The sequence below is a fragment of the uncultured Modestobacter sp. genome, assembly GCF_947486615.1.
Taxonomy (GTDB): domain Bacteria; phylum Actinomycetota; class Actinomycetes; order Mycobacteriales; family Geodermatophilaceae; genus Modestobacter.
In genome coordinates this window covers 15770-39779 of sequence record NZ_CANKUD010000003.1, presented here as the reverse complement: position 1 = coordinate 39779, position 24010 = coordinate 15770, and the positions used below count along the sequence as shown (strand labels likewise).

The following is a 24010-nucleotide window of genomic DNA, read 5'->3' as shown; positions in this document are numbered from 1 at the left end:
GCCAGGGGCGGTCAGACGGACGAGGTGCCGAGCCCGGTGGCGGCCAACCAGGACCGCAGCCACAGCATCATCCCGTCCCACAGTCCACTGACCAGCAGCAGTCCCAGAACCAGGAGCAGCGCACCGCCGATGCGCATCACGGTCGGGGCGTGCCGCCTGGCGAAGGCCGACAGCGAGAGTGCTCGCCGGGCTCCCAGTGCCACCAACAGGAACGGGACGCCCAGCCCGATGCAGTACGCAAGGCCCAGAGCGGCACCTCGCCCGGCGGATGCCTCCGTGTAGGCGAGGGTGTTGACGGCGGAGAGGGTCGGTCCGAGACAGGGCGTCCACCCGAGGCCGAACACGACGCCCAGCAGGGGGGCGCCGGCCAGACCAGCCGGCGGGCGCCGGGTGATGCGGCGCTCCCGCTGCAGCCAGGGCAGACCGCCGAGGAACGCCAGGCCCATGACGATGGTGACCACGCCCATGACCCGCGTGAGCACCGGCGCCCAGTCGAGCAGCAGTCGTCCGAGTCCTCCGAAGAGAGCGCCGAACGACACGAACACGACGGTGAAGCCAAGGACGAACAGCAGGGCTCCGAGGACGACGCGTCGACGCTCGCTCACGTCGCTCCTGGCTGCAGTCGTCACTGTGGCGGGAGCGGGGGTCGTATCCGTGCTCACCTCTTCCCGGGGGCCACTCGCCCCGGTCGCGGCGCCGGTCAGCCCGGCGACGTAGGCCAGGTAGCCGGGCACGAGCGGCAGGACGCACGGCGATGCGAAACTGATCAGCCCGGCGAGCGCGGCCACGCTTGCCGCCAAGAGAAGAGAGCCGTCGCTGACGATGTCGGCGAACGCTTCACCGAGGGTGCTCATGAGCCTCTCGTCCCTGGTGGAACGTGGGGCGGGTGGTCAGGCAAGGAGAGTGCTCCAGTACAGCCAGAAGGCCTCGACGATGGCCATGGCGATGATGAGGAACCACGCGGTGAGCGCCGCGCCGTGAAACCGCTGCGCCGCCAGCACCACGGTGGAGAGCCGTCGAGGGAGTCGCCCTGCCACGAGACCGATGTTGCGCAGGGAGACGTACCAGAAGAGGGGGATCGTCACCGCCCAGACGACCATGCAGTACGGACACAAGGCGCCGATGCGATACAGGCTGTTGAAGATCAACCAGTGCACGAAGAGCACGCCGCCGGTGACTCCGAGTTGGAGACCAGCCCAGAACCAGGGGGCGAGTCGCGCGCCGGACAATGCCGCGGCGCCGACGGTGGCGACCACGGAGAAGCCGGCGACCCCCAGCAGGGGGTTGGGAAAACCGAAGGCCGCCGCCTGGGTGCTCGCCATGATCGAACCGCAACTGAGCACTGGGTTCAGGCTGCAGGTGGGTACGTAACTGGGATCGACGAGCAGTGCGTACTTCTCGACGGCGAGCACGAAGGACGCCGTCAGCCCGACGGCCCCGCCGAGGAGCAACAGCCAAGCGAGTCCGCGATCCGTCAGGCCACCGACCGACGGGGTCGCCTCGCTGCGGCGATCGGTGTCGGCGGTCGCCGCGGGGTCGCGGACCGGTTCAGTCAGCGAGAGCTGCATCGACCTGCTCGATGAACTCGTCGGTGGTGGTGACCGTCAGCTTCTCGCCGTTCAGGAAGAACGTGGGCGTGCCCTCCACCCCGAGAGCGATCCCGTCCGCTCGGTCCCGCAGTACGCGTTCCAGCGTCGCCGGGTCCGCTATTGCGGCGTCGAAGGCCGCCAAGTCGAGTCCCATGTCCTCAGCGAAGCCGCGGAACACCGCTGCCTGTGACTCCTGCTTCTCGCCCCACTCGGTCTGTGTCTCGAACATCCGGGCGTACATGTCCTCGAAGCGGCCTTGCTGGGCGGCGGCCTCGACGGCGACCGCAGCGTTCTCTGCGTTGGCGTGGCCCGGCATCGGGAAGTAGCGGGCCACGAAGGTGATCCGCCCGTCGTAGAGCTGGCGGAGCTCTTCGACGAAGGGGTAGGCAGCCAGGCAGCCCTCGCACTCGAAGTCCAGGAACTCGACCAGGGTCACCCGACTGTCCGCAGCCGTGGACAGTCGGTGGCTGTCCTCTCGGACGACGGCCGGCGCGGCGGCAGCGGGTACGTCCTCTTCGCCCTGGCTGCGGACGAGTCCGAACACCCCGAGCCCCACCACGAAAACTGCGACCAGGGCGGCGGAGATCTTCAAGTTCGCGCTCATTGCGCTCCTCGTCAGGAGTAGACGGCTCACGAGCGAAGGCGACCTGTCCGGTGACCTACTATCTTCACTCGTAGGGGACGCTACAGGTCGCGCGTCGGTTGTCCGACGTCAACCAACGCGTCCGCGTGGTAGCTGGGACGCCACCGCAGAATCCGCGTCAGCTGTTCCAGCCACCGACCATGACTGGAGAGCAATGCAGGCCGGCAAGCCGTCCGATGTCCCGAACCCGACGCGAGTGACCGCCGTGCCGCGTCTCCTACGGCTGGTGGTCACAGCGGCTGCCCTCGCAGTCCTCGCCGTCACCACCGTGGTCGTCCTCAGGCTTCCCTCGTCCTCCGTCGGGGTCGTGGCCTTCGGCCCGGCGGACCAGGTGGCGATGTTCGGCCTGGGCCTCGCCGTGGCCGCAGGGGTGCTGGTCTTCGGCCGACCCCGGGTCGACGCCGACGAGCACGGTGTTCGAGTGCGCAACATCGCCACCTCGCAGGACGTCCCCTGGGAGCGGGTCATCGCCGTCCGGTTCGAGGAGAAGTCCTCATGGGCCAGTCTGCAGCTGCGCAACGGAGACGAACTCGCCGTGCTCGCCCTTCAAACGTCGGACGGCGAACGAACGGTGACCGCCCTGCGCGGCCTCCGATCGCTGCTGACAGCCCACCAAGCCGCCCACGCGAAGCCGCGCGAGGACCTTCTGTATCCGGACTGACGGCAGGCGAGCTAGGTCGCGGGGCTGGACTCCTTGACCTTCGAGTCGGGTCGAAGCTCTACGGTCGGTTCGTGGAGGGGATGCGTGTCTCGCAGCTGGCCGAAGTCAGTGGTGTGCCGGCCACGACCCTGCGGTTCTACGAGCAGGAGGGCCTGCTGCCGGCGGGCCGTACAGCCGCGGGGTACCGGGTCTACGGGCGGACAGCGGTCGACCGGTTGGCCTTCATCGGCACGGCGAAGCACCTCGGGCTGCCGTTGCGCGAGATCCGGGAGCTGCTGGGGGTCTGGAAAGGCGGCGCGTGCCGCGACGTCCGCGCCCAGTTCCGTCCAAGGCTCACGGCTCGTCTGGAGGAGGCGGCTGTTCAGCGCCGGCTGCTGGCCGACTTCGAGCGGGAACTGATGTCAGCGCTCGAGCACCTCGATGCGCTCCCGGACCGGTCGTCCCGTTGTGACCGTGGGTGCTCTTTTCTGCACGACCCGACGGGCGTGCAGCCCGATGACTCCGCCGAGTCCCCGCCGACGCCCACCGAGGCAATCGCATGCTCGCTGACCGGTGCCGACCACGCGGTGCGCATCGGCAGGTGGCGCCAAGCGCTCGGGAACGCGCCGCGGACGGCAGTGGACGGCGGTTACGCCCTGCACCTCCCACGCCGGGCGGTCGAGGCGGTCATGCTCCTGGTCAGTGAGGAGCACGAGTGCTGCCCCTTCCTGACCTTCCGCCTGCAGCTGGACGGCACAGGTCTACGCGTCGAGGTCACGGCGCCGCCGGAGGCGACGTCGCTGATCGACCAGCTCTTCTCGCCCTGACCGTGTGCTCTGTCGAGAACGGACCCAGATGCTCGTCGCTCGCTCCATCGGACTGTTCGTCGTCGCCGCCCTCTTCGAGATCGGTGGTGCGTGGCTGGTCTGGCAGGGAATCCGGGAACACCGCGGCTGGCTGTGGGTCGGTCTCGGGGCCATCGCGCTCGGTCTCTACGGCCTGGTCGCCACACTGCAACCGGACGCCGAGTTCGGGCGCATCCTCGCCGCCTATGGCGGCATCTTCGTGGCCGGATCGCTGGTGTGGGGCATGGTGGCGGACGGCTACCGCCCGGATCGTGCCGACGTGCTCGGAGCCGCGATCTGCCTGGCCGGTGTCACCGTCATCATGTACGCGCCCCGCTCGGGTTGACGCGACCTCTCGAACGTGGCCGGGGGACCGGGGGGCGGTCGGGAACGACTACGAAGTTGTGTCGTAGTACTTGGAACCAGCGGGGCGACCCGGACGACTGAGAGAGCGTGATGTACCTCTTCTCTCCCACCGTCCGCCGGGTGCTCCTCCCCATGACCGCCGTGTTGGCATTCGTCGTCCTCGGTGCTGCTCCGGCGAGTGCGCACGTCGAGGCCAGTTCGCCAGGAGCCCAGGCTGGAGCCGGGCCGGTCGTCGTTGCCTTCACGGTCGAGGCCGAGTCGCCCACGGCCGGCATCACGGGCGTCAAGACGCAGCTGCCCGCTGGCCTAGCTCCGTCATCGGTCTCCCTCGCCTCAGGGCCGGACGGCTGGGTCCTCAGCCCCACGAACGACGGGTACGAGATAGCCGGTCCGGCCATCGCCACTGGCGTCGACGCCGAGTTCGGCATCACGATCACCCAGCTTCCGGTGGACGCCGCTGCCCAGGTGCCCTTCAAGACCCTCGTGCGGTACTCCGACGGCTCCGAAGACGCCTGGATCGAGCTGCCGACGGCTGACAACCCTGAGCCGGAGAGCCCGGCACCCGCGATCGCGGTGGCACCGGCAGCCGTTCCGGCTCCGTCGCCGGCCCAGACCTCGGCCACACCGAGTCCGAGCGCCACGGCCGAGCCCTCGGCGGACGCTGAGGTCACTGCCAAGCCGGCAGCTGCCACTGACGAGGAATCGCCCTCCACCGGCTGGGTGATCGGTGCCATCGTCGCCGTTGCCGCACTGGCAGGTGCGGCCCTGTGGTTCCGACGCAGGCAGTCCGGCCGCGCCTGAACCCCGTCCGCCCCACGCACTATCGAGCAGAACGAACCGGGAGCGCCTCATGAACGGTCAGACGCACGATGACGGGTGCGGGCCATACCGCGAGGCCATCTCCGCCCGGCTGGACGGCGAGTCGCTCGGGCTCGCTGAGGCCATGCTGACGCGTCACCTTGCGGCCTGTTCACACTGCACACGGTGGGAGGAGCAGGCGCAACAGGTGACGCGCCGGACCCGCCTGGCCGTGGCCGAGGCGATCCCGGACGTGACCCATGGCGTGCTGCTCGCGCTGCGAGACGCCCATGCGCCAACTGCACGACGAATCGGTGCTGGACTGGGGGAGCTCGCGCTACGGCTCGTGCTCCTCGCTGTCGGGGTCGGACAAGGCGCCCTCGCGCTACCGGCGCTGTCCGCAGCGACCGGCGTCATGGGCGCCCCGACCCATGTCGCTCACGAGACCGGTGCGTGGAGCCTCGCTGTCGCCGTCTCCTTCCTGGCCGTGGCTGCCGCTCCGCGCCTGGCGGCAGGAGCTCTGCCGTTCCTTGCTGCGTTCGCGCTGCTGCTGTCCGTCCTCACCGTGTCCGACCTGTTGGCGGGGATGGTGCACATCGAGCGTGCCGCCGGCCACCTGCTCGTCCTCGCTGGTGTCGCGACCGTCGGGGTGCTGGCCTGGCGGGGACGGACGCCCGGCGGTTGGCGGCCGCTGGTCCACGGCAGGGTCAGCGCGTGAGGCGATCGGCCCGCATCGTCCTAATTCTCGGGGCCATGGCCGTTGTGGGTCTGCTCTTGGACATCACGACGGCCCGGCCAGCCTTAGCGCACGCGGAGCTGGTCACGACGTCGCCCATCGATGGCGCGCGTCTGGACGATCCGCCGACGGAGGTCACGCTCGCGTTCAGCGAGAGCATGTCTCTCGACGCTGGTTACGCCCGTGTGCTGGGCGCCGACGGCGAGCGCGTGGATACCGGGTCGCCATCTGTGAATGGAACCGAGGTCCGGATCCCGCTGCAGGACGATCTCTCCGAGGCGAGCTACGTGGTGACCTACCGCGTCCTGTCCGCCGACTCGCACCCGATCGCGGGGGCGTATGCGTTCGTCGTCGGTGATGCCGAACTGGTGGCCGCGACCGACGTCGACGTGTCTGACGACCTCAACCGGCCGGTGTCCGTCGCTCTGTTGATCACCCGCTGGCTGGGGTTCGCCGGCGTTGCCCTGGGCGTCGGCATTCCCGTCTTCGTCCTCGTCTGTTGGGCGGGCGGCTGGAGTGCCCCGCTCTTGCGCCGCCTCACCACCTTTGGGCTAGTCGCAGTCGCCCTCACGGCGCTCGGCGGGCTTGCCCTCCAAGGGTCCTACGCGGCAGGCAGCGGCCTCGACTCGATCGCGGACCCGACCCTGCTGCAGGCAACCGCCTCCTCGACGTTCGGCGCTGTGCTCCTGAGCCGGGCGGCGCTCGCTGTCCTCCTGGCCGTGGTCATGGCGTCGGCCTGGCGCAGCGGACGAACGCCACGCCGCGCGGCGCTCGCGGTCATCTCGATCGCGGCTGCAGCGCTGGTCGCCACGTTCGCCGCGGTCGGTCACCCGGTGGCTGGGGCCCTCCCGGCCTTCGCGATCGTCGTCACGTCGGTCCACGTCGCCGCCATGGCGGTATGGACGGGCGGGCTCGTCGGCCTTCTCGGTGGCGTTCTCCGACCTGGCGTGGACCACGGGCACCAGGCGACCGCCGTGGCCAGGTTCTCCCAAGTGGCCGCCGTTGCGGTTGCCGCACTGATCGCCACTGGGGTCGTGCAGTCCGTCCGCGAAGTCGGCGCTCCCTCAGCGCTGGTCACCACCACCTACGGATGGGTGCTCATCGGGAAGGTCGCGCTGGTGATCGCCCTGCTGGCCGTCGCGGCGACGTCGCGTTCCTGGGTGCACCGCCACCACGGGCCAGTCACTCCCTTGATGAGAGAACTCGCGATGGCCGCCGCGACCGTGGGCGCCGGACCGCCCGCCGAGTCGGACGCCCCGCCCGACAATCGAGTTGTCGGCGTCCCACCGTCCGAGCAGCAACAGCGCGTCCTGCGTCGGTCCGTCCTCGTCGAGGCCGCAGTGGTCGCGTTGATCCTGGCCCTTTCCGCCGTCCTCGTCGGGACTCCGCCGGCCAAGTCCGCCGTCGCGCAGCCCGTCGACGTCACGCTTCCGCTCACGACCTCCAGCGGTGCGACAGGTCTGGGGCAGGTCCAGCTGTCCATTGATCCGGCTGCCACAGGGACCAACACGCTCCACCTCTACCTCTTCGATGAAGCGAACCAGCTGACGCAGGCGCAGGACCTCCGTGTGTCGTTGACCGCGTCGGCACAAGAGATCGGGCCTCTTCCCGTGGACCTGCAGCCAGCGGGACCCGGGCACTCGATCAGTGAGGACATGTCCATCCCCACGAAGGGCACCTGGACGCTGACGGTCACAGTCCGGCTCGACGAGTTCACTGCCACGACTACAGGGACTGACTTCCAGGTGCGTTGAGGCGGCCTGCCCGGTGCGCAGCTGCGGAGTGCAGTGCTTGGACGGCGATGTAGCGGTGGTTGTCTACCTGCGCGCCGGGGCCGGCAGACCGAGGCGGCGGGGAGTGGGTACGCATCTGCGCGTCGTGGACGGTCAAGTCGTGAGACCCCGCCAGAGTCGACTGCTTTCGCGCGACGGTGGCCCCCGCAGCGGGCCGGCCGGTGCGCGGCTGGGGGATGGTGGTCAGGCTCCCTTCTGCTCGTGGACGCTGAGTCTCAAGTGCGGTCGTCAGGCAGTTCAACGCGCATCATGATCGCGCCGGACGCCAGTTCTTCTAGCTCCGTCCAAGTTGGCTCAGCTGGCACGGTCGCCAGCACTCCATCGATCATGAAGAAGGCGGAGGCTCCAGGGGGACCGCCGACCTCCTTGGTAGCTCGTACGAGAAGGTCGAAGCCCACCGGGAGCTGCGCGGGAGCGCTGGTGGGGGCAAGGCGCTTGCTTCGCTGGTTCGCGACGTACCAGGCCACGGATCCATCAACCGATACCCGAGCCACGGCAACTAGACCTTGCTCTGGCGGATTGGTGGGCCACAAGCGTGCGTCTAGCTCCATCATGGCCCGGCGATAGGCAGGCCACGCCCCCTCCAAGTCACTCATGGCATCGATCAGCAGGATCGTCAACGGGTGACCAGCATCCTGCTCTCGGGCAGGAACCAGGAGGCGGAAGCTCCTGAGCCCATAGATCGCGGCCAGAGGGCAGATAGCCAATGCCGGTCCGGTGCGGACGATCTGTCGGCCACTGATCAGGTTCTCGGTGCCGTAGCCGCCACCGGCACCGGCGTGGATGACGCCGGATGCCACCTTGTATGGCGCGTACAGATGCTCGTGACCATGCGCCCGGGCGCGGGCCGCGAGGTCGCCTCGGGCCCACCCGTTGACGAAACGTTTGCCGTAGCCCTTATCCGACACCAGCTCCGCGTACGCCTCCTGGGCGCTTGCCCGATAGCGCCGGCGACGATCTTCCTCAGCGGCCCGCTCTCCCGGCGTTAGCAAGTCTTCCCCGAGTGACAGGCCGGACTCCAGATAGGCGGTGACCCACAGATGGTCCATGTACCGCTTGTCCGCGCTGCCGTCCGTGGTGACGTCGAGCAAGGCGATCGCCGACTCGAACACCGCTCGCGCGGCCCGCATCGCTGGGCGGCCATGGCCGGCGATGACCGCAGCCAACAGATCAAGAAGGTCGTTGCACGCCTGACTGAAGATGGTCGGAAAGCTCTCCGCGGGTCCGGGCTCGCCGTCGTAGACGACGTCCAGGTAGTTGAGAAGGGAGTCGGCGACCGAGTCGGCTGCCAGCGTAAACGCTGGCGCCGCTTCGGCTACCTCATCCTGCAAGCCGACCAACCGCTGTCGGAGGCGTGAGTTCCCTGTCGCGTCCATGTCCCTAGTCTGTCGGCGCGCCGCGCTCGACGGCTGAGAAGGGGGAGGTCTCCGGGGCCACGAGAGGCCACGAGTCAACCGACCCTGGGCAGTCCCGTCCCTTCCCACGCGCTGCTATGACCGACCGAGTGGGTGATCGCCTCAAAGTGTCGGTACCTGCGGATACGGTCCACGCCCCTGGGCTTCCAGGTCCCGTGAGGTGGAGGAACTGCGTATGACGGAAGCCAGCGTGTGGCTGATCCTTGACTCGGGCGTTGCTGTCAGCCGCGTCGCTTACACCAGCCCAGATGCAGCCGAGCGGGACGCCGAGGTGTTGCGCGCCGAGGCGGGCGACGCGCTGGGCTATGCGATCCCCGACGGGCAGATCGAGGTCTACGGCGTCCAGGTCATCGACCTGCCCATCTACGGTCTGAGCTCCACCGAGGCAACCGCGAACTCCACTGCAAGAGTCGCGTCCAACGGCGGCACCGCGCAGGACATCGACCCCTTCGCTGCGCCCCCGGGGTACCGGCCGCCGGCGAGAGACGGTGGACCCAAGCAGAACGTCGCCTACCGCTGCGCGTCACTGGAGGAGGTCGACCCCTTCGCACCGCCGGGGTATCCGGCGTCAGGCAGCGGTGCCCCCCAGTCGACAGAGGGCGCCGCTGCCGACCAGGGCGTATCTCGACCGGCCCGTATCGGTCGTCGGCGGCACCTCACCCTCGTTCGCTGCGCCGCCGACGAGTAGGCATCAGGTCGCACGTCGGGCTGCCTGCCCGGCCGCGCGGCACTTGGTGCGCGCCCGCGCGGCCTCACGTCGTCCCGAACTGTCAGAGCCGCAACCCATTTCCAGCCCGTGACAGCCCGACTGCCGATCCGATGGACGCCGGGGCCTGTCACCCCCCTCTGGGACATGGACAACGTCTCGACCGGGCGGGACCAGGTTGCCGACTTGGCGAGGCTGCTGGGTGCTCTCGGCGGTCCCGACGTCCGGCGTATTGCCGCAGGCCACTATGTGACCTGCCGAGCGCATGGTTCTGCCGTGGCCGAAAGCGGATTCGAGGTGCTCAATGGTGGTCATCGGCCGCAGGGAGCTGACCGACTCTTGCTGCGCCGCGCGTCGCGCCAGGCTGAGCACGGCACACGCCACTTCTGGATCGCGAGCAACGACGGGGATTATGCACAGCTCGCCCAGCTTGGGACCCTGGCCGTGTTGACCATCGACAAGACGCGAGTCAGTGCTCGCCTTCGTACGGCTGCCATCGTCGTCATCTCACTCCGGCGCACGGAAGCTGAGTGGCGAGTCCAATACGCCAGCGGAACGCGGTTCGGCGTCCTGGCAGGTGAACACCTTCCCTGACCCCTTCGGTTCACCTTGGCGGACGCCGGCGCCTACGGCGTCGGGGAGACCGCTGTGACGCCCAGTTTGCCGCTCATGCGTCAGCTGGCTGCGGGCCTGGGGGTGGTGTCGATGCGGCGTCTTGGTCAGCGATCAGGCGATCGGTGAGCTCGATGGTGGCGAGATACCACCAGAACACCCAGTCGAGGAAGGCTGAGGGGTAGTCGGTCTTCTGCTGCTCGTTCATGTGGCGGATGCCGAACTGGTTGGCAATCTGAAACAGGGCGTTTGAGTCACCCGTGAAGAGCTCGGTCTTCAGAGTTGCCTTGCGCTGCTCAAGGACGTCGGCGAGAGCCCGTGTAGCCGAGTGCTTCTGCTCCTGGTTCGCATGCCGACCCCTGAACAACTCAACGGCATGGCTGACTCTGCCTCGGACGGATGGATCTGGTGTCTCAAGCACCTGCATGACCAGCGCTTCCCGGACGGGCCCGGCCGAACGCACTAGGAGCCCCGTGTCCCGTCCGCTTTCGGCGAGCCGCAACCCCAGGTCCGAGCGGTCGAGCACGGCGTTGATCCGCGACCGGAAGACCGCCTGACCGCTCCTGCGGGAGAAGTCCCGGTAGTCCCACTCGCCGGCGTACTCATGCCACCAGCGCCTGCGAGGCCGAGCGACAAGGTGATCGAGTGCCTCAAGGACGTCGAGGAAGCAGTCGCTGGTCCAACCGTCTGGCACCACAGTCGCCCCGTTGAGGTGGTGCACGGGCCAGACCTCCAGGTCCGTCTTCACCTCCTCGGCAAGACGGGCCTGACCGTTGATGTCGGGGGAGTCAGCATTGTCTGTGCAGGAGCTACCGAAGGCGTCCTCAAAGTAGCCATGATCCGAGAGGTCATAGACGGCATCGGCGACGAGCTGGCGGGTGGCGTTCAGTTCGAGCGGGCGCTCGGGCAGCGCCTCCCGCTGGCGCTGCCGTTCGGTGAAGTACATCCTCCGTCGGTAGCGGGGCAGTTCCTCCGCTCCCGCAGCGAGGACCCGTACGAGCTCGGTGACCGCACTAGGCGTCGCAGTGACAGGCTCTTGAGCCCACACGCCGCCGGAAGCTTGATAGATCTCGCTGACGAGCTTGTAGCCACGCCCCTCAGCGAACGCCTCGTCGAGTAGCCATCCCAAGGACTCTTCGTCGTCGTAACCAGAGGCCAGCAAGGTCTCTGCCTCCATGCGAAACAGGGATGCAGGCCAAAGCAGCTGCAGTTCCGAGACGTCGATGGCCACAAGCGTCACGCTAGCGTCAGGGAAGGAGTCCGCTGACCAAGGTCGCCGCTGCAGGCCGGCGGATCAGCCAGCACTGGGCCTGGCCGCGGGTAGGGAGCGTCGAGATGGTGGCGCGGTCGGAGGATGACGGGACGGCGTCGACGCTGACCGCGCCGGTCAGGGAACCGTCAGCTGAAGGGGATCCCGGTTCGTTCGTCGAGCCACGGTGGTGCTGCCCTGCGTGGACGGCGGCGGAGCCTGTGTGGTGGGGCCGCTTGGGTTGCTCGTGCCGACGGGGCCAGCCGAGTCGATGACCTGCAGCGCGCGGACGTCAGCTCGCTGCGCCGCCCTGGCCCCGTCCTTCTCGACAAGGATCGTGACCGTCCGGGCATCGCAGTCAGTGTTGTCGCAGTAGACCTCGACACGCCCGGTGTCGCTTTGGACGTCAGCCCCGGAGATCTTCGCGGTGTCGTGCCCACAGAAGTAGCAGCGCACGCCGCGGCCGTGCGCTGCCGACGCCGAATAGCCGGAGGGTGCGACTTGGCGTACCCAGGGCTGGCTACCAGCGGCCCAGATTCCGCTGCCCTGACTGATGTGGGGGGTCATTGCGGCTCCTTTGCGTAGTGGATCGAAAGGCGGGTCATCGGTGTTCGGCAGGGCCCGCCGCCTACCCGTCTCCCTATGGTCCTGAGCAGGCGGTGAATCGGGAGAAGAAGCTTAAGATCCGTCCCGGGGTCGCCAAGTCTCGGGGATCAGTGCTCGCCCATTCCGCCACTCCTCCACAATGGCAGCCACGAACCACGGCTCGTCCCGCAGGTTCACATGGTCGCTGACGATCAGTTGGAACGCGCCTTCGCGCTCTTCGGCGAAATCGTAGAGCAGTCGGTACATGTCGCGGACCGCCTGTCGATCGCTGTCATCTGTCGGAAGTTCCCCGGGAGGCCTTGTTGGGTCATCCTGTGGGTAGAAAGGCTGACTTGGCTGGTCGAGCATGAGGAAGCGAGGGACGGGTCTGTTCTCCTCCACGAAGAAGCGATGCAGGGCGAGATGGACCGCTAGGTGGAGTCCGAGGTAGTTCGAGGCGCTGCCAACCTGATTGAGACGGAGGCGCCCAGAGCCGGTGCTGACTACCGCGGTGAGGTTACGGACATCGAGGGTGACCGGTCGCTCGGAGTGCTCAACATCGAGTTTCGCGGCGATGTCAGTGATGTACTGGCTGACGGTCACCAAACGGGCACCGAGGTCGGACTCTGACTCTCCTGCGCGCTCCTCGGCCCAATCGAGGTTGCGTTGGGCGGCGTCATAGGCTTCGCGGGCCCGTTCGACCGCTCCGTCGGCGCCACTCGCGATACCCGCGAGCGACGCATCGATGCGTCCCCGGTGAAACGCCAGCTCTTCTGCGCGGCTAAGGCCGAACAGCTGCGGGCTCGTCGCGGCCTGCAGCGCAGTCAGTGCGGCGTCGGTTGCGGTGAGCTGTTCTTGGACCGTCGACACCTGCGCCTCAACGCGGGCAACCGCCTGCGCTCTGCGTGGTCGATGACCAACCAAGCCCGCCAGGTTCTCCCGCAGATGGGTGGCGAAGCTCCGCAGTTCTTCGAGGCTCGGGTCTGGTTCGTCGAGCTGCTGGCCGCACACCGGGCACATCTCAGAGGCGTCCGTAGCCGGCTGGGGGACGAGGTCCAACGACTGAAGGGCGGTTTGCTGACGGTCGAGGGCGGCGCCGTAGCCATTTTCATCCTGCCCCAGTGCGCGGAGCGCGGCCCTCTCCTCAAGCAAGGCTCGCAGCTCCCGACGGAGCCGGGTCTGAGTGTTCTGGAGGGCAAGTTGGCGTTCGAACGTAGTTCCATCGAGGCTCGTCGTAGGCGTTCCCAGCACACGGATGGTTGCGGCGCGCAGCCTTCGGATGGTCTGTTCGCGGGACTCGATCGAGGTGGTGTCCAACAGGCCAACCGCGAACGCTTCCTGCACAAGGGCCTGTAGTTCGGCCTCGACGGCCGCGTCACGCGCTTCCGCAGCCCGCAACCGGTTCAGTTGTACCTCGACCATGCGTCGCGCTTGCCGCGCCTGGGCCTGCCAGACCGCCTGGTCCCATCGCTCTGCGCCCAGGAAGTAGGGGAGCGTGTCCCTCAGCGCGTCTGCACGCCGACGTTCGTTCTGCCGGTGGAACAACAGGTCCTGGTTGCTGACCTCCCCTTGCTTTTGGAGGCAAAGCAGTATGGCCTGTCCGACGCTAGCTGCACTGGGTTCACCAAGCGCATTGTCTGCTGCGGGGGCGCGGAACTCGCCGATCCCGAGCACCTGTCCGAGTCGCCGCCTCAAGTTGGCGGTGTCGGTGTTGGCCTTCAGTTCTGCGAAGGTCGGCAGCCGACCGCTGGTGGACTCGACGAGCAGTGCTTGTTGGTTCGTTGCAGCCCCGCGTGCAGGTCGCGGACGAGCGATGAGCAGAAAGGTGTCGCCGGTCCGCAGTAGGACTCCGTACCAGGAGACTGCCTCCCTGATCCGCTCACCGGCGACTGACTCCTCGGAGCGACCAAAGCAGTAGTCGACGATGTCGAGCAGTGCGCTCTTGCCCGTTTTGGAGTCGCCTGTGATCACGTTCAAGCCGGGATGGAGGGGCACCACGCGCGGGTCAGGGCTGTTCCAGCCCCACACGATGATCGATTCAAGCTGCACGGGCTTAGGGTGTCACCCCCAGCGTGGCCAGCACCGTTGCAGCCGGAAGCGGCGCGAGCCACCGGCCGACAAGGGCTGAGGAGCGCTGCAGCGCCTGCAGGTCGCTTGGCGTCCGTGCGGGGGAAAGGAGGCCCTGGAGGCCGGCGCCGTTGATCTGCAGCAGTTGGTGCCGAAGCCCGGCTCGCAAGCCGGCCCGCGTGAACGGTGCAAGTGCCAAGCATCGTGCGGGGAGCCCTGCCACGAGTAAGTCGTTCTCGTCTCGCCATGAGAGAAATCGCTTGCCTGTCGACCCTGGGAGGGCATCCCGAGACGGCGCGTGCAGTACCAGGGACGGCACCACGAACGCCAAGGGCCACGGCATTGGTAGCCGATCGGCAGTCTCCTGGTATGCCCGACTGGACCAGGAGAGCACTCCAGCGACCAGCAACGGGTTCAGGGTTGCTCGGACGGCTGGGGGCTGCTCGTGCCAGCGAGTCATGGGAGTCGCGTCATGAGAAGGGCCTCAAGTCGTTGAGCGAAATCTGGGTGCCAACCGACAGTTCCGGCGTCCGCAAGCGAGTGATGAGTACCGCGCGCGAAGAAGGGGTCGGTGAGACCGGGTCGGAGCATCGAGGCAGGTTGGTTCATAGCCACCGAGTAAAGACGCATCCCGGCGTCCTTGAGGTCCTCCTCCGTAGGGGATGACCCCAGGCTCCGACGAATCAGCGCGAACTGCATCTTCCACTCGTCGATGACGCGTTGCTCGTATGCGGCTAGCTCTGCCAACTCGATCATGTTGTTTTCGACCCAATCCTGGGATTGGGAGTAGGCGCGGTAGTAGTCGCGTACCGCGATGAGCAGCAAGTCGTCACCAGCCTCAACCCAATCGAGTTGGTGAGCGAAGATGCGGTCGCGGTGACCCTCGAGAGAATCTGGGAGACCGTCGGCACCCACAGTCATTGGCAGGTTGCGGGATGAGAACTGATCGCGCAGATCGTCGAGCTTAAGCCGAAGGTGTAGCCGGGTTACACCGGTTCTGGCGCCCGCGAGTAAATCAACACTCACTCGCCACCACCAACCCAGCAGCAGCTCCAGAAACGAGTCCTCCTGCCCGACGGGTAGCCCAACGTCCAACACCTGGCGCAGCTCCGCGGTCAGTTCTTGCGCAGTCGCCTGTCGCCACACAGCGGTGATCCGCGAGACGATGCCGGTCCGAGTTGCTAGCGGCTGGGACAACCAAGCCGTCCGGGCGCGTGCCGTTGACTTGTTAGTTGATTCCGAGGCAGCTGCGTTCAAGAGGTGCAGTGCAGAACCTGGGTCACGGTCCTGCGTTCCGAGGCGTGCGAGCGCGCTGGTGTCCGTAACGGACTGAGTTGTGATCAAGTACAACGAAGGGCCGTCGGGCTGCTGCAACGCGGGATTGTCCAACCAGACCTGGATCGTGCGCCATAGATCAGCGCTCATGTCGCCAAGCGTTCCGCCGACCCCCAGGTGGTGCTTGACCTGCAGCGCCTGGAGCGGATTGCCCGCCGCATCATGCCAAGAGACGTCGTCAATGCTCTCCAGGCGTAGCTCCTGGTCCTCCGGCCCTGGCCGCGCAAGCTCCAGGAGGGCACGACCGACCTGGTACACGTAGCCGAGGGCCTGGCCGGCCGCTGTGTGTTGATCTGCGGCCACTAGCTCATTGTGGCTTGTGTGACAGGAGCCGGATACCCGCGGAGGGCGGGTGTCAGAAGATCGCTGGTCACGGACACGGCAGTGCGGCCTGCAGTGGAGGAAGCGGCGCCCTCTGGGCCTGGTTGCTCCGGTCGGGACCACGACCACACCGGGGCAGGACCGGCCCGAGATGGCCGGGTGCGCGTAACGGCCGAGGTCTTCCCGTTCGTCCGGCCCGACGCCTGCAAGTGAGGCAGGGAGGGTTGCCGCACCCTCGGCTGCCTGGGCGGAGGCGTGAACGGCAGCACGGACAGCGTCATGAAGGGCGACGTGAGGACCGCGCATTCAAGCCGCGAGGTGCTCATGGCACGGTGACAGTCCAAGTCAGCAGGTCCCCGACGACGCAGATCCTCCGACGGACGGAGGCCAGGGGTCAGGTGTGCTCGCCCCCTTACGGACGTTGCACAACCAGTGGGCGAGTTGAGTGTTGTCCCGGCTGTGCTGACCGTTGGCAGCCAACGGTACGACATGGTCCAGGCTCGCTGACTGTAGGTCGGGCCACTTCAAGGCAGGATCGACTTGTGCGGTGCACAGCTGACAGATCCATCCGTCGCGCTCGAAGATCTCAACGGGGTCGAAGCGCTCCGCCTGTGCCAGTTGTGTCCTCTGTCGTCGCACGTGGCGGGCCGTCGAGGATGACACTCGCCGCTTCTGGGCCGACCTGGCAGAGAAGGCCGGCGACCAGAGGGTGTGTGGGTGCTGCGCGGCGACCGGCACGCAGGCGACTGCCTCTCACGTGTACTCGCGTCCGTCGGGTGTGACGTCCCTGATGAACTCCCAGGCCCACTCCATCCGCTCACCGTCCACTTCGAACGTGTCCAGAGACCGGCGCTCGCCGGCGGGATCGACCGCGCCGTACACCATTCGGCTGCCCAGCCCGTCCATCGACGCGGCCTGGATGTGCTTGTGGCCTGACTCGTGTACCGCAACGAAGAGTCCCTGGGGGGCCCACTCGGGGGTCGCCTGCATCTCGTCTGGGCGCAGCCAGATGTAGCTCGTGAACTCGCCGTGTCGCTCGACCACGTCTCCTTCGCGCGGTCCGAAGCCGTCGAACTGATAGGGCAGTTCATCGCCCACAGGCGTGACCGTGGCAAACACCTGAGGTGACGGATCAACGCGGGGGTCCTGCATGGGCGGTGGGGCTGCGACCGGCAGGTCGGCGCCCTTCCGGATCTGCCGGTTGATCTGGCGTCCCAGATTGCTGTTGCAGCGTGACCCACAAACGTGCCGGTCGCGATGAATCCAGTGCGCGTTCGGTGGTACCGCAGCGCCGCACTTCACGCATGGTTCTCCCCCCACCGCTCGCCCGTCGGGATGGCGTAGCAGGGCATCGCGCCAGCGCCAATAGCCATGGCTGTCCGCTTCGATGTCCGTCATGGCGTGCCCACCACCGTCTCGTCGTCGTGCGCCAGCAAGTGCGGAGGGCCGGGGGTCGGCTCCTCGGCGAAGTGGTCTCTACCTGGGCTGTGGAGAAGTGGCCGGCCACTCGGAGCTGACGAAGCTCTTCACCTGTTCGTACCCGCCCGTCCGCCGCTGATGGGGAGCGGGGAGCTCGAGTCCCACCAAAGGGTTGTCGTCGGGGTGGTGGAAGACCGCCGCCGTCGCACTCATGGCCAGGGCCGCGTTCATGCGCCGCGCCAGATCAGCAGATGGGGCTGCTTGCATGTCCTTACCGCCCACCTCGCCCATGATCAGCCCGACACGGCGATCCAGCGGAAGGAAGATCTGCGCCGCAGTCGCGAGTCCGACGCCGGACCACTCCGGATGGTCTGGGGCCGGCACTAGGTGGACCGGGTTGTCGCTGGTGACCAGCGCCTTGTGCTCGAAGCGAACGACCGACCAGCCTCGATCGTGGAACATGTGAGCCGTACCGGGCCACAGCGTCATCAACAGGCTGAGATGACCGTTCGGGTGCGGCTTGACGGTGTACCCATCGAAGTCGCTGAGCCGCTCCCACTCTCGGTCGATCTCGGCCGGGGAGGGCTCTCGGCCCAGAGCCTCGCGGAGTCCGCGAGCTGTCTTCTTCTTCCCACCGACACCTATCGCGAGCTTGAACATCATGTCGGCCACCTCGTTGCTGGATTGCCGGTTGGCCGTCGTGCGAAGGGCTTGGCTCGCGGCCCACCCCGCCAAGTCCCAGCGCACCTGGTCAGGTATCGGCCACACGCCCTCGTCAACGAGTGCTCGAACGGCCGCCGCGGCTCGCCCCTCACTGTCGGCGAGCAGATCCTCCAGGGCGTCCGACCGGGTGCCGTCCTCCTCCTCGATGAGGTAGAAGTCGCGCTCCACGGTCGCATCGCGGATCGAGATGAGATGACGCTTGTCTCCAGGCAGGGCAACCCTGGTCAACTGGCTTCGGTCGTTGGCGAACCGAGCCAGGTGGAACTTGGGCACAGTGTGATGCCGCCGCTTGAGCCTGTCCGCCATTGGCGCAGGTTACGAGTCGGGGGCGACGAATCTGGCCCGGTTGAGCAACACGCCCGACGAAGGCCTCGCCACGTCCGTTGCTTAGATCAAAGGCCGATGGTCAGGACTCGGGGAAAAGATCTCCAGGGCGGACCCCAAGTGCCCGGGCGATCGCCGCCGCTCGGACGACACCGACGTCCCGCTGGCCGCGCTCGATGTGGCTGATCGCAATGCGGTCCATCCCGGCTCGTTCAGCCAAGTCGGCTTGCGTCAGTCCGGCCTTCTCCCGCAGCTCTCGCACCCGGGCGCCAAAATGCGCGAGTTGCTCCTCGCGCGCCGCATTGGGTGTCGATTCCAGCTCGTCGGACAGCGTCCTCACGCCCCGACCGGCGTGCGCGGACCCGACGCGGAGAGCGCGTTCGACCGCCGATTTTCCGAGAGTCGACGGCGTCGAGGCACGGTGAGCTGCGGAGTCCAAGAACGGCACACCGACTCACGCTCCATACCCACATCTTCGCAGGTCAGAGGCGACATCGGGGCCGTTATCCGATCAGTGCGAAGAGCGTGAACCTCTCAGGGTGGCCAGGGGCGGGGTCGAACCGCCGACCTCTCGCTTTTCAGGCGAGCGCTCGTACCGACTGAGCTACCTGGCCCCAGCGCCGGGACCAGTCGTTGCTGGTGCCGGGTGGCGACCCTGACGGGACTCGAACCCGCGACCTCCGCCGTGACAGGGCGGCGCGCTAACCAACTGCGCTACAGGGCCTTGCTGTGTGCTGCTGTGTTCATGGTGCGTGCCCCCAACGGGGTTCGAACCCGTGCTACCGCCTTGAAAGGGCGGCGTCCTGGACCGCTAGACGATGGGGGCTCGTGGTCGCTGGAGGCAGGGAGAACCATACATGGCCCGCGGGGGTGCTCTGCACCGGGGCCCCGCGACGGGCGTGCCGGGGGTGGGGGACGGGGCGTGGCGACCGCGTCCGCGCCGTCGGCCGTGCCAGCATCGCGCCGTGCAGACCCGCCTCCCGCTCCGCGTCACCTGCGGCGTCCCCCTGGTCCTGGCCGCCGTCCTGCTGGCCGGCTGCGCCGAGCAGCCCGCCACCGACGAGGCCTCCTCCCGGGGCAGCGCTGCCAGCACCTCACCGGCCGAGGACGAGGCGGCGGCCACCTCCGCCGCCGCGGAGCCGGCCGCGGAGACCAGCGAGTTCCCGGCGGACGCCGCGGCGGTCAGCGCCGCGCCGGTCGACCCGGCCGGGCTGAGCGTGACCGAGGTGCGTGCCGGCCGGCACGAGGGCTACGACCGGGTGGTGTTCGAGCTCAGCGGCACCGGCACCCCGGGGTGGCAGGTCGAGTACGTCGACACCCCGTCGTCCCAGGGCAGCGGTGACGTGGTGGAGGTGCCCGGCGAGGCCGCGCTGCAGGTGGTGCTGCAGGGCACCAGCTACCCGTACGAGACCGGCGCCGAGGAGGTCGCCCGCGGCGAGGTCGCGGTCGCGGGCACGGAGAACGTCGCCGGCGTGGTCTACGACGCCACCTACGAGGGCACCTCGGTGGCCTGGATCGGCACGCCGGACCGCCGGCCCTTCCGGGTGTACGCGCTCACCGGGCCGTCCCGGGTGGTCGTCGAGGTCGCCGACGCCGGTTGATCGCTCAGCTGAGCGACGCGCTGAGCTCCACCGAGTCGGTGGTCACCGAGGTGCAGGTCAGCGACAGCGGGCCGAGGGAGACGTTGTCGCCCTCGCCGCAGGAGACGCTGGTGTCCCCGACCGACAGGCTCGCCTGGCCGTTCTCGACGCTCCCGAGGGACACCTCGGTGCCCAGGATGGTCGCCGTGGCGCCGTCGCCGCTCAGCGTGGCGGTGCACTGGCCGTCGGAGCAGGAGACGTTGCCCGAGCTGAAGCTGCAGGCGGTCAGCGGGAGCAGGACGAGGGCCGCAGCCACGGCGCCGGTGGCCAGCCGTGCGGGTCGGTGCAGGGTCGCCATGCCCGGAGCGTAGGGCGCGCGGCGCTCCGGGTGCGGGACGCGGCGGGGTCGGTCAGTCCCGGGGGGCGGTGAAGACCCAGCTGCGCAGCGCCACGAACCGGACCAGGCCGATCGCACCGGTGACCGCGGCGATCAGCGCCAGCTGCGGCACCGTGCCGACGTCGCCGGTGAGCGCGTGCACGCCGGCCAGCGCCAGCGAGGTGGCGACCAGCCCGATGCCGGCGAGGCCACCGCCCTCCCACTGCGCGGTGAACCAGGAGACCCGGCCGCCGGCGTGGAAGGTGAGCCGCCGGTGCATCTCGTTGGCCAGCAGGGTGGAGGCGATCGCCCCGGCCAGGTTGGCGGTCTGGGCGCCGGCGCCCTGGAGTGCGATGAAGACCAGCGCGTACAGGGCGCTGGAGACCCCGCCCACCACGACGAAGCGGGCGAACTGCGCGCCGGCGTCGTCCTGGTGCAGGCGCTCGCGGAGCAGGGGGATCAGCTGCCCGGCCTGTTCGGGAGCCTGCAGTCGTCCCTCGCGCACGCCACCCAGGGGGGTGCGGCGGATCAGGGACGGGCAGGTCACGGGCTCTCCTCGGTCGGGGTGTGCACATCATGCTGACGTGTGCTGGCCATGCTCTGGCACGAAGCCGGTGTGGCGCATGTGAATTCCCGGTGCGCCGCCGACACACTCCGTGACGTCGATCACGGAGCGTGTTCACGGGCGACTCACAGGCACCGGTCAGGAGGATCACCGGATCGGGGGACAAGGTCGGCCCATGAGCACACCCGGTCCCCGTCGTCCCTGGCTCTACGACCCGTCCGCAGGTGACCTCCTCGTCCGTGCGCACCGGCCGCCGTCGGCCGGGGCGGCCGCGGACGTGGTGTCCGACGCGGTCTGGCGGGACGTGCTGCGACTGGTCCGCTGGGCCGCGGCCACGCTGGACTGCGCGCCGGGTCTGCTGGCCGGGACCGCCTGGCGGACGGCAGCCACCTCCGCCGCGCTGCTGCGTCGGCTGCCCGGGCTGTGCGTCGCGGCCGGCCTGGCCTGGCCCGGCGTGCCGGTCGGTCCGGGCGACGCCGACGACTCCGGACGGGCCCGGCTGCGGACGGCGACCGACCGGCTGGCCGCGCTCCTGGGCTCGCCGGACGCCGAACTGGGTGACCCGGTGCTGCTGGCCGCGGTCGCCGCGGACGTCGACGCCGTCGGTGCCGCGGCGATCGCGCTGCTGGCCGAGGAGACCGACTGGACGGTGCGCCGGTGACCGGGCGAGGCCGTTCGCCGGCCCTGGACGTCGCCCTGGTCGGCAGCTTGTTGCTGGTCGGGCTGCTCACCCTGAGCCCGACCGGCGCCGGTGGCTGGGCATGGGGAGACCCGGCCACCGAGCTGCGCTGGTACGCCGCCGGCTCCGCGACCGCCGCGGTGCAGCTGGTCGGCAACCTGCTCCTCCTGACGCCCACCGCGGCACTCGCGGTGCTGCGGTGGCCTGTCCTGCGCCGGCTGCTGGCCCTGGTGCCGGCGGTCGCGGCGGCAGCGGCGTCGATCGAGGTGCTCCAGCTGCTCCTGCCGCTGGGCCGGGTGGTGTCCCCGGTGGACGCGATGCTGAACGCGGCCGGTGCCCTCGTCGCCGGCTGTCTGGTCGCCGGTGCACTGGCCCTGCACTCGGCCGGTTCCGGCCGCCCGCCCCGGGTATGGGCCGGTGCATGAGCCTGTTCGGTGTGCTGGACCGCCTGTCCGAGGTGTCGTCGTTCGACACGAAGCTGGAGACCGCCCGCACGGCGGTGAACAAGGCGCTGCAGCCGCAGGCGTTCCGCGACCTGCTGCACGGCACCTGGCTGGGCCACCCGCTGCACCCGATCCTGGCGATGGTCCCGGTGGGCACCTGGCTGTCGGCCGGGATCCTCGACCTGCTGCCCCCGGCCCGCCCGGCCGCCACCGCGCTGATCGGCACCGGCGTGGCGGCGAGCCTCCCCGCGGCGATGGCCGGCGCGGCCGACTGGTCCGAGCAGGACGACGCCGTCCGCCGCCTGGGCGCGCTGCACGCCGCGGCCAACGTCGCCGCGCTGGGCCTCTACGTCGGCTCGCTGGTGGCCCGCGGCAAGGGCAACGGGACGCTGGGCCGGGTGCTGGCCTACAGCGGCCTGGGGTTGGCCAGCGGCTCGGCGGCGATCGGCGGGCACATGTCCTACGCGCAGTCCTCCGGGGCGAACCACGCCGTCACCGACGCCCGCCAGCTGACCACCGACTGGATCGACCTCGGCCCGCTGGACGACCTGCCCGACGGCCGACCAACGCTCCGCACCGGCGAGGGCCAGGGCAACCCCGTGCCGCTGGCCGTGGTCCGTCGCGGTGCCCGGGTCGACGCCTTCCTCAACGCCTGTGCGCACGTCGGCGGGCCGCTGGCCCAGGGCACCGTCGAGCAGGTGCGCGGGGCCGACTGCGTCGTCTGCCCGTGGCACGGGTCGGCCTTCGACCTGGACGACGGCGAACCGCGGCGCGGCCCGACGGCGTCGGCGCAAGAGAAGCTCGAGGTCAAGTACGAGGCCGGCCGGGTGTTCGGCAAGCTGCCCAACCGGCACGCCCCGAAGTGAACTGACGCCTGGACGGTGCCCGCCCGGGGGGGCACCGTCCGGGCGAGCTGGGTTGACCCGGGCGATGGGCGGGCAGAGAGCCGCCGTGTTCCTCTTCTTCACCAGCCGGCTCGGCTGCCTGGGCTCCCTGCTGATCAGCCTCGTGCTCACCGGTCTGCTGTTCCTGCTGCTCACCCTGCTCTGAGCGGTGCGCCGACCGCGCCCCCGCCCGGCCTCCGGCCCCGTCAGGCGGGCGAGGAGTCGGCGACGGTGACGACGACCTTGCCGCGGGCGTGGCCGTCGATGAGGTGACGGATGCCGGCGGCGACCTGGTCGAGCGGGAAGGCCTGGTCGACGACGGGGCTGAGGGCGGACGCCTCGATCAGCTCGCGGAGCGCGTCGAGGTCCCGGGCGTTCTCCGAGGAGATGAAGGTGCCCAGCGTCTGACCGACGAACGGGGAGAGCAGGTGCGCGCGCAGCTGGCGGTCGATGCCGCCGAGCCACCGCCCGCCCGTCTCGCCGCCGATGACGACCAACCTGCCGCGGGGGGTGAGTGCCCGGCGCAGCCGGCCGATCGGTCGGTTGCCGCCGGTGTCGAGGACGACGTCGTACCGCTGGTCCCCGGCGAGGGCGTCCTCGTGGGTGTGGTCGATGACGTGATGGGCCCCGAGGGAACGGACGACGTCGGCCTTCGGACCGCTGCAGACCCCGGTGACCTCCGCCCCGAGGTGCGCGGCGAGCTGGACGGCGAAGGTGCCGACGCCGCCGGACGCGCCCAGGACCAGCACCCGCTGTCCCGCCTGCACCTGCCCCCGGTCGCGGACGGCCTGTAGGGCGGTGAGCCCGGAGACCGGCACGGCAGCGGCCTGCTCGAAGGACAGGCCGGCGGGCTTCCGGGCGAGCTTGCCGGGCCGGGCCGGGGCGTACTCGGCGAAGGTGCTGCGGCCGATGCCGTACACCTGGTCCCCCGGCTTGAGGTCCGTCACGTCGGCGCCCACCGAGGCGACGACCCCGCTCAGGTTCAGCCCCGGGTTGGTGCCCTTCGGGCGGCGGAGCCCGAAGCCGGCCGCACGGACCGGGTAGGGCAGGCCCGCCATCAGGTGCCAGGTGCCGCGGTCGATGCTCGCGGCGTGCACGCGCACCAGCACCTCGTCGGCGCCGATCGCCGGCCGGTCGACCTCCGCGACCCGGAGCGCGGACTCCGGGACGGCGTCGTACCGGTCCTGGACGACCGCCGTCATCCGGGCCACTGCCGCGGGTGTGGGGGCAGGGCGCCGGGCCGCTGTCTCGTGGTCGGTGGTCATCGCAGGCCTTCCGTCCGTCGGGGTCCTTACGGTGTAAGGCTGTACCTTACGA

The 24010-nt window shown here is 69.1% G+C and carries 28 protein-coding genes and 3 tRNA genes; 12 read left to right on the top strand and 19 right to left on the bottom strand.

What is annotated here, in order from left to right; translation table 11 throughout:
• Positions 1-11: 11 nt before the first annotated feature.
• From Q1A09_RS06365 to Q1A09_RS06355, 3 genes are read right to left on the bottom strand one after another with little or no spacing between them, the layout of a single operon-like run.
• The gene (locus Q1A09_RS06365) at positions 12-854 is read right to left on the bottom strand and encodes a cytochrome c biogenesis CcdA family protein (RefSeq protein WP_299952663.1); all 843 of its coding nucleotides are present in this window, start codon (positions 852-854) and stop codon (positions 12-14) included.
• 36 nt (positions 855-890) lie between these two features.
• Positions 891-1568: a vitamin K epoxide reductase family protein gene (locus Q1A09_RS06360; protein ID WP_299952661.1), complete on the bottom strand. Its 678-nt coding sequence runs from the start codon at positions 1566-1568 to the stop codon at positions 891-893.
• Positions 1549-2193, bottom strand: coding sequence for a thioredoxin domain-containing protein (locus tag Q1A09_RS06355; protein WP_299952659.1), 645 nt, complete (start codon positions 2191-2193; stop codon positions 1549-1551). The genes Q1A09_RS06360 and Q1A09_RS06355 overlap by 20 nt, the downstream gene beginning before the upstream one ends.
• Before the next feature lie 193 nt (positions 2194-2386).
• On the opposite strand from Q1A09_RS06355, the gene Q1A09_RS06350 reads away from it, so the two are divergent.
• The 6 genes from Q1A09_RS06350 to Q1A09_RS06325 all read left to right on the top strand — a co-directional run bounded on the left by Q1A09_RS06350 (position 2387) and on the right by Q1A09_RS06325 (position 7371).
• Entirely contained in the window at positions 2387-2893 is a 507-nt protein-coding gene (locus Q1A09_RS06350) for a PH domain-containing protein (RefSeq protein WP_299952657.1), read from the top strand.
• 80 nt (positions 2894-2973) lie between these two features.
• Complete coding sequence (locus Q1A09_RS06345) at positions 2974-3699, top strand: MerR family transcriptional regulator (RefSeq protein ID WP_299953593.1); 726 nt, start codon at positions 2974-2976, stop codon at positions 3697-3699.
• 28 nt (positions 3700-3727) lie between these two features.
• On the top strand, positions 3728-4063 hold the full coding sequence (locus Q1A09_RS06340) for a YnfA family protein (protein WP_299952654.1): 336 nt from the start codon (positions 3728-3730) through the stop codon (positions 4061-4063).
• A gap of 152 nt (positions 4064-4215) precedes the next feature.
• Entirely contained in the window at positions 4216-4884 is a 669-nt protein-coding gene (locus tag Q1A09_RS06335; RefSeq protein ID WP_299952652.1) for a DUF1775 domain-containing protein, read from the top strand.
• Between the two features lie 49 nt (positions 4885-4933).
• A complete protein-coding gene (locus Q1A09_RS06330) occupies positions 4934-5599 on the top strand; it encodes a hypothetical protein (RefSeq protein ID WP_299952651.1) in 666 nt (221 codons plus the stop codon).
• Between the two features lie 56 nt (positions 5600-5655).
• On the top strand, positions 5656-7371 hold the full coding sequence (locus tag Q1A09_RS06325) for a copper resistance CopC/CopD family protein (RefSeq protein ID WP_299952649.1): 1716 nt from the start codon (positions 5656-5658) through the stop codon (positions 7369-7371).
• A gap of 254 nt (positions 7372-7625) precedes the next feature.
• On the opposite strand, the gene Q1A09_RS06320 is transcribed toward Q1A09_RS06325, so the two are convergent.
• Positions 7626-8786, bottom strand: coding sequence for a DUF5677 domain-containing protein (locus tag Q1A09_RS06320; protein ID WP_299952647.1), 1161 nt, complete (start codon positions 8784-8786; stop codon positions 7626-7628).
• Between the two features lie 199 nt (positions 8787-8985).
• Between Q1A09_RS06320 and Q1A09_RS06315 the strand changes: the two genes are divergently transcribed.
• Together Q1A09_RS06315 and Q1A09_RS06310 are read left to right on the top strand one after the other, a co-directional pair.
• A complete protein-coding gene (locus Q1A09_RS06315) occupies positions 8986-9513 on the top strand; it encodes a hypothetical protein (RefSeq protein WP_299952645.1) in 528 nt (175 codons plus the stop codon).
• Positions 9514-9678: 165 nt separating this feature from the next.
• Positions 9679-10125 carry a hypothetical protein gene (locus Q1A09_RS06310; protein ID WP_299952643.1) on the top strand — a complete coding sequence of 149 codons (447 nt, stop codon included), beginning with the start codon at positions 9679-9681 and terminating at the stop codon, positions 10123-10125.
• A gap of 73 nt (positions 10126-10198) precedes the next feature.
• Here Q1A09_RS06310 and Q1A09_RS06305 read toward each other — a convergent pair whose 3' ends face one another.
• The 12 genes from Q1A09_RS06305 to Q1A09_RS06260 form a co-directional block, all read right to left on the bottom strand.
• A complete protein-coding gene (locus tag Q1A09_RS06305; protein ID WP_299952641.1) occupies positions 10199-11374 on the bottom strand; it encodes a hypothetical protein in 1176 nt (391 codons plus the stop codon).
• A 156-nt stretch (positions 11375-11530) separates the two neighbouring features.
• Positions 11531-11959 carry a hypothetical protein gene (locus Q1A09_RS06300; protein WP_299952640.1) on the bottom strand — a complete coding sequence of 143 codons (429 nt, stop codon included), beginning with the start codon at positions 11957-11959 and terminating at the stop codon, positions 11531-11533.
• A 111-nt stretch (positions 11960-12070) separates the two neighbouring features.
• A complete protein-coding gene (locus Q1A09_RS06295) occupies positions 12071-14026 on the bottom strand; it encodes a DUF3732 domain-containing protein (RefSeq protein ID WP_299952639.1) in 1956 nt (651 codons plus the stop codon).
• A gap of 4 nt (positions 14027-14030) precedes the next feature.
• Positions 14031-14504, bottom strand: a complete 474-nt coding sequence (locus tag Q1A09_RS22590) for a three component ABC system middle component (protein WP_366139760.1) — start codon at positions 14502-14504, stop codon at positions 14031-14033.
• Positions 14501-15682 carry an ABC-three component system protein gene (locus Q1A09_RS06290; protein WP_299952638.1) on the bottom strand — a complete coding sequence of 394 codons (1182 nt, stop codon included), beginning with the start codon at positions 15680-15682 and terminating at the stop codon, positions 14501-14503. Before Q1A09_RS06290 ends, Q1A09_RS22590 begins: the two co-directional genes overlap by 4 nt.
• 363 nt (positions 15683-16045) lie before the next feature.
• A complete protein-coding gene (locus tag Q1A09_RS22585; protein WP_366139763.1) occupies positions 16046-16339 on the bottom strand; it encodes an HNH endonuclease in 294 nt (97 codons plus the stop codon).
• Between the two features lie 114 nt (positions 16340-16453).
• Entirely contained in the window at positions 16454-17098 is a 645-nt protein-coding gene (locus Q1A09_RS06285; protein ID WP_299952637.1) for a hypothetical protein, read from the bottom strand.
• Positions 17099-17176: 78 nt separating this feature from the next.
• Positions 17177-18148: a DUF4238 domain-containing protein gene (locus Q1A09_RS06280; protein WP_299952636.1), complete on the bottom strand. Its 972-nt coding sequence runs from the start codon at positions 18146-18148 to the stop codon at positions 17177-17179.
• Between the two features lie 100 nt (positions 18149-18248).
• Complete coding sequence (locus Q1A09_RS06275; RefSeq protein WP_299952635.1) at positions 18249-18506, bottom strand: helix-turn-helix domain-containing protein; 258 nt, start codon at positions 18504-18506, stop codon at positions 18249-18251.
• Positions 18507-18706: 200 nt separating this feature from the next.
• Positions 18707-18780 (bottom strand) — tRNA-Phe (locus Q1A09_RS06270).
• 33 nt (positions 18781-18813) lie between these two features.
• Positions 18814-18890, bottom strand: a tRNA-Asp gene (locus Q1A09_RS06265).
• Between the two features lie 29 nt (positions 18891-18919).
• Positions 18920-18992, bottom strand: a tRNA-Glu gene (locus tag Q1A09_RS06260).
• 139 nt (positions 18993-19131) lie between these two features.
• Between Q1A09_RS06260 and Q1A09_RS06255 the strand changes: the two genes are divergently transcribed.
• Complete coding sequence (locus Q1A09_RS06255) at positions 19132-19767, top strand: hypothetical protein (RefSeq protein ID WP_299952633.1); 636 nt, start codon at positions 19132-19134, stop codon at positions 19765-19767.
• Positions 19768-19771: 4 nt separating this feature from the next.
• On the opposite strand, the gene Q1A09_RS06250 is transcribed toward Q1A09_RS06255, so the two are convergent.
• Both Q1A09_RS06250 and Q1A09_RS06245 read right to left on the bottom strand, forming a co-directional pair.
• Positions 19772-20104: a hypothetical protein gene (locus Q1A09_RS06250; RefSeq protein ID WP_299952632.1), complete on the bottom strand. Its 333-nt coding sequence runs from the start codon at positions 20102-20104 to the stop codon at positions 19772-19774.
• A 52-nt stretch (positions 20105-20156) separates the two neighbouring features.
• Positions 20157-20669, bottom strand: a complete 513-nt coding sequence (locus Q1A09_RS06245) for a GtrA family protein (protein WP_299952630.1) — start codon at positions 20667-20669, stop codon at positions 20157-20159.
• Positions 20670-20862: 193 nt separating this feature from the next.
• Here Q1A09_RS06245 and Q1A09_RS06240 point away from each other — a divergent pair, with 193 nt between their 5' ends.
• From Q1A09_RS06240 to Q1A09_RS06230, 3 genes are read left to right on the top strand one after another with little or no spacing between them, the layout of a single operon-like run.
• Positions 20863-21348, top strand: a complete 486-nt coding sequence (locus Q1A09_RS06240) for a hypothetical protein (protein ID WP_299952629.1) — start codon at positions 20863-20865, stop codon at positions 21346-21348.
• Positions 21345-21791, top strand: a complete 447-nt coding sequence (locus Q1A09_RS06235; RefSeq protein WP_299952628.1) for a VanZ family protein — start codon at positions 21345-21347, stop codon at positions 21789-21791. Before Q1A09_RS06240 ends, Q1A09_RS06235 begins: the two co-directional genes overlap by 4 nt.
• The gene (locus tag Q1A09_RS06230) at positions 21788-22675 is read left to right on the top strand and encodes a Rieske (2Fe-2S) protein (protein WP_299952627.1); all 888 of its coding nucleotides are present in this window, start codon (positions 21788-21790) and stop codon (positions 22673-22675) included. The genes Q1A09_RS06235 and Q1A09_RS06230 overlap by 4 nt, the downstream gene beginning before the upstream one ends.
• A 224-nt stretch (positions 22676-22899) precedes the next feature.
• Here the strand turns inward: Q1A09_RS06230 and Q1A09_RS06225 are convergent, their stop codons facing one another.
• Positions 22900-23958, bottom strand: a complete 1059-nt coding sequence (locus Q1A09_RS06225) for an NAD(P)-dependent alcohol dehydrogenase (RefSeq protein WP_299952626.1) — start codon at positions 23956-23958, stop codon at positions 22900-22902.
• Between the last annotated feature and the right edge of the window lie 52 nt (positions 23959-24010).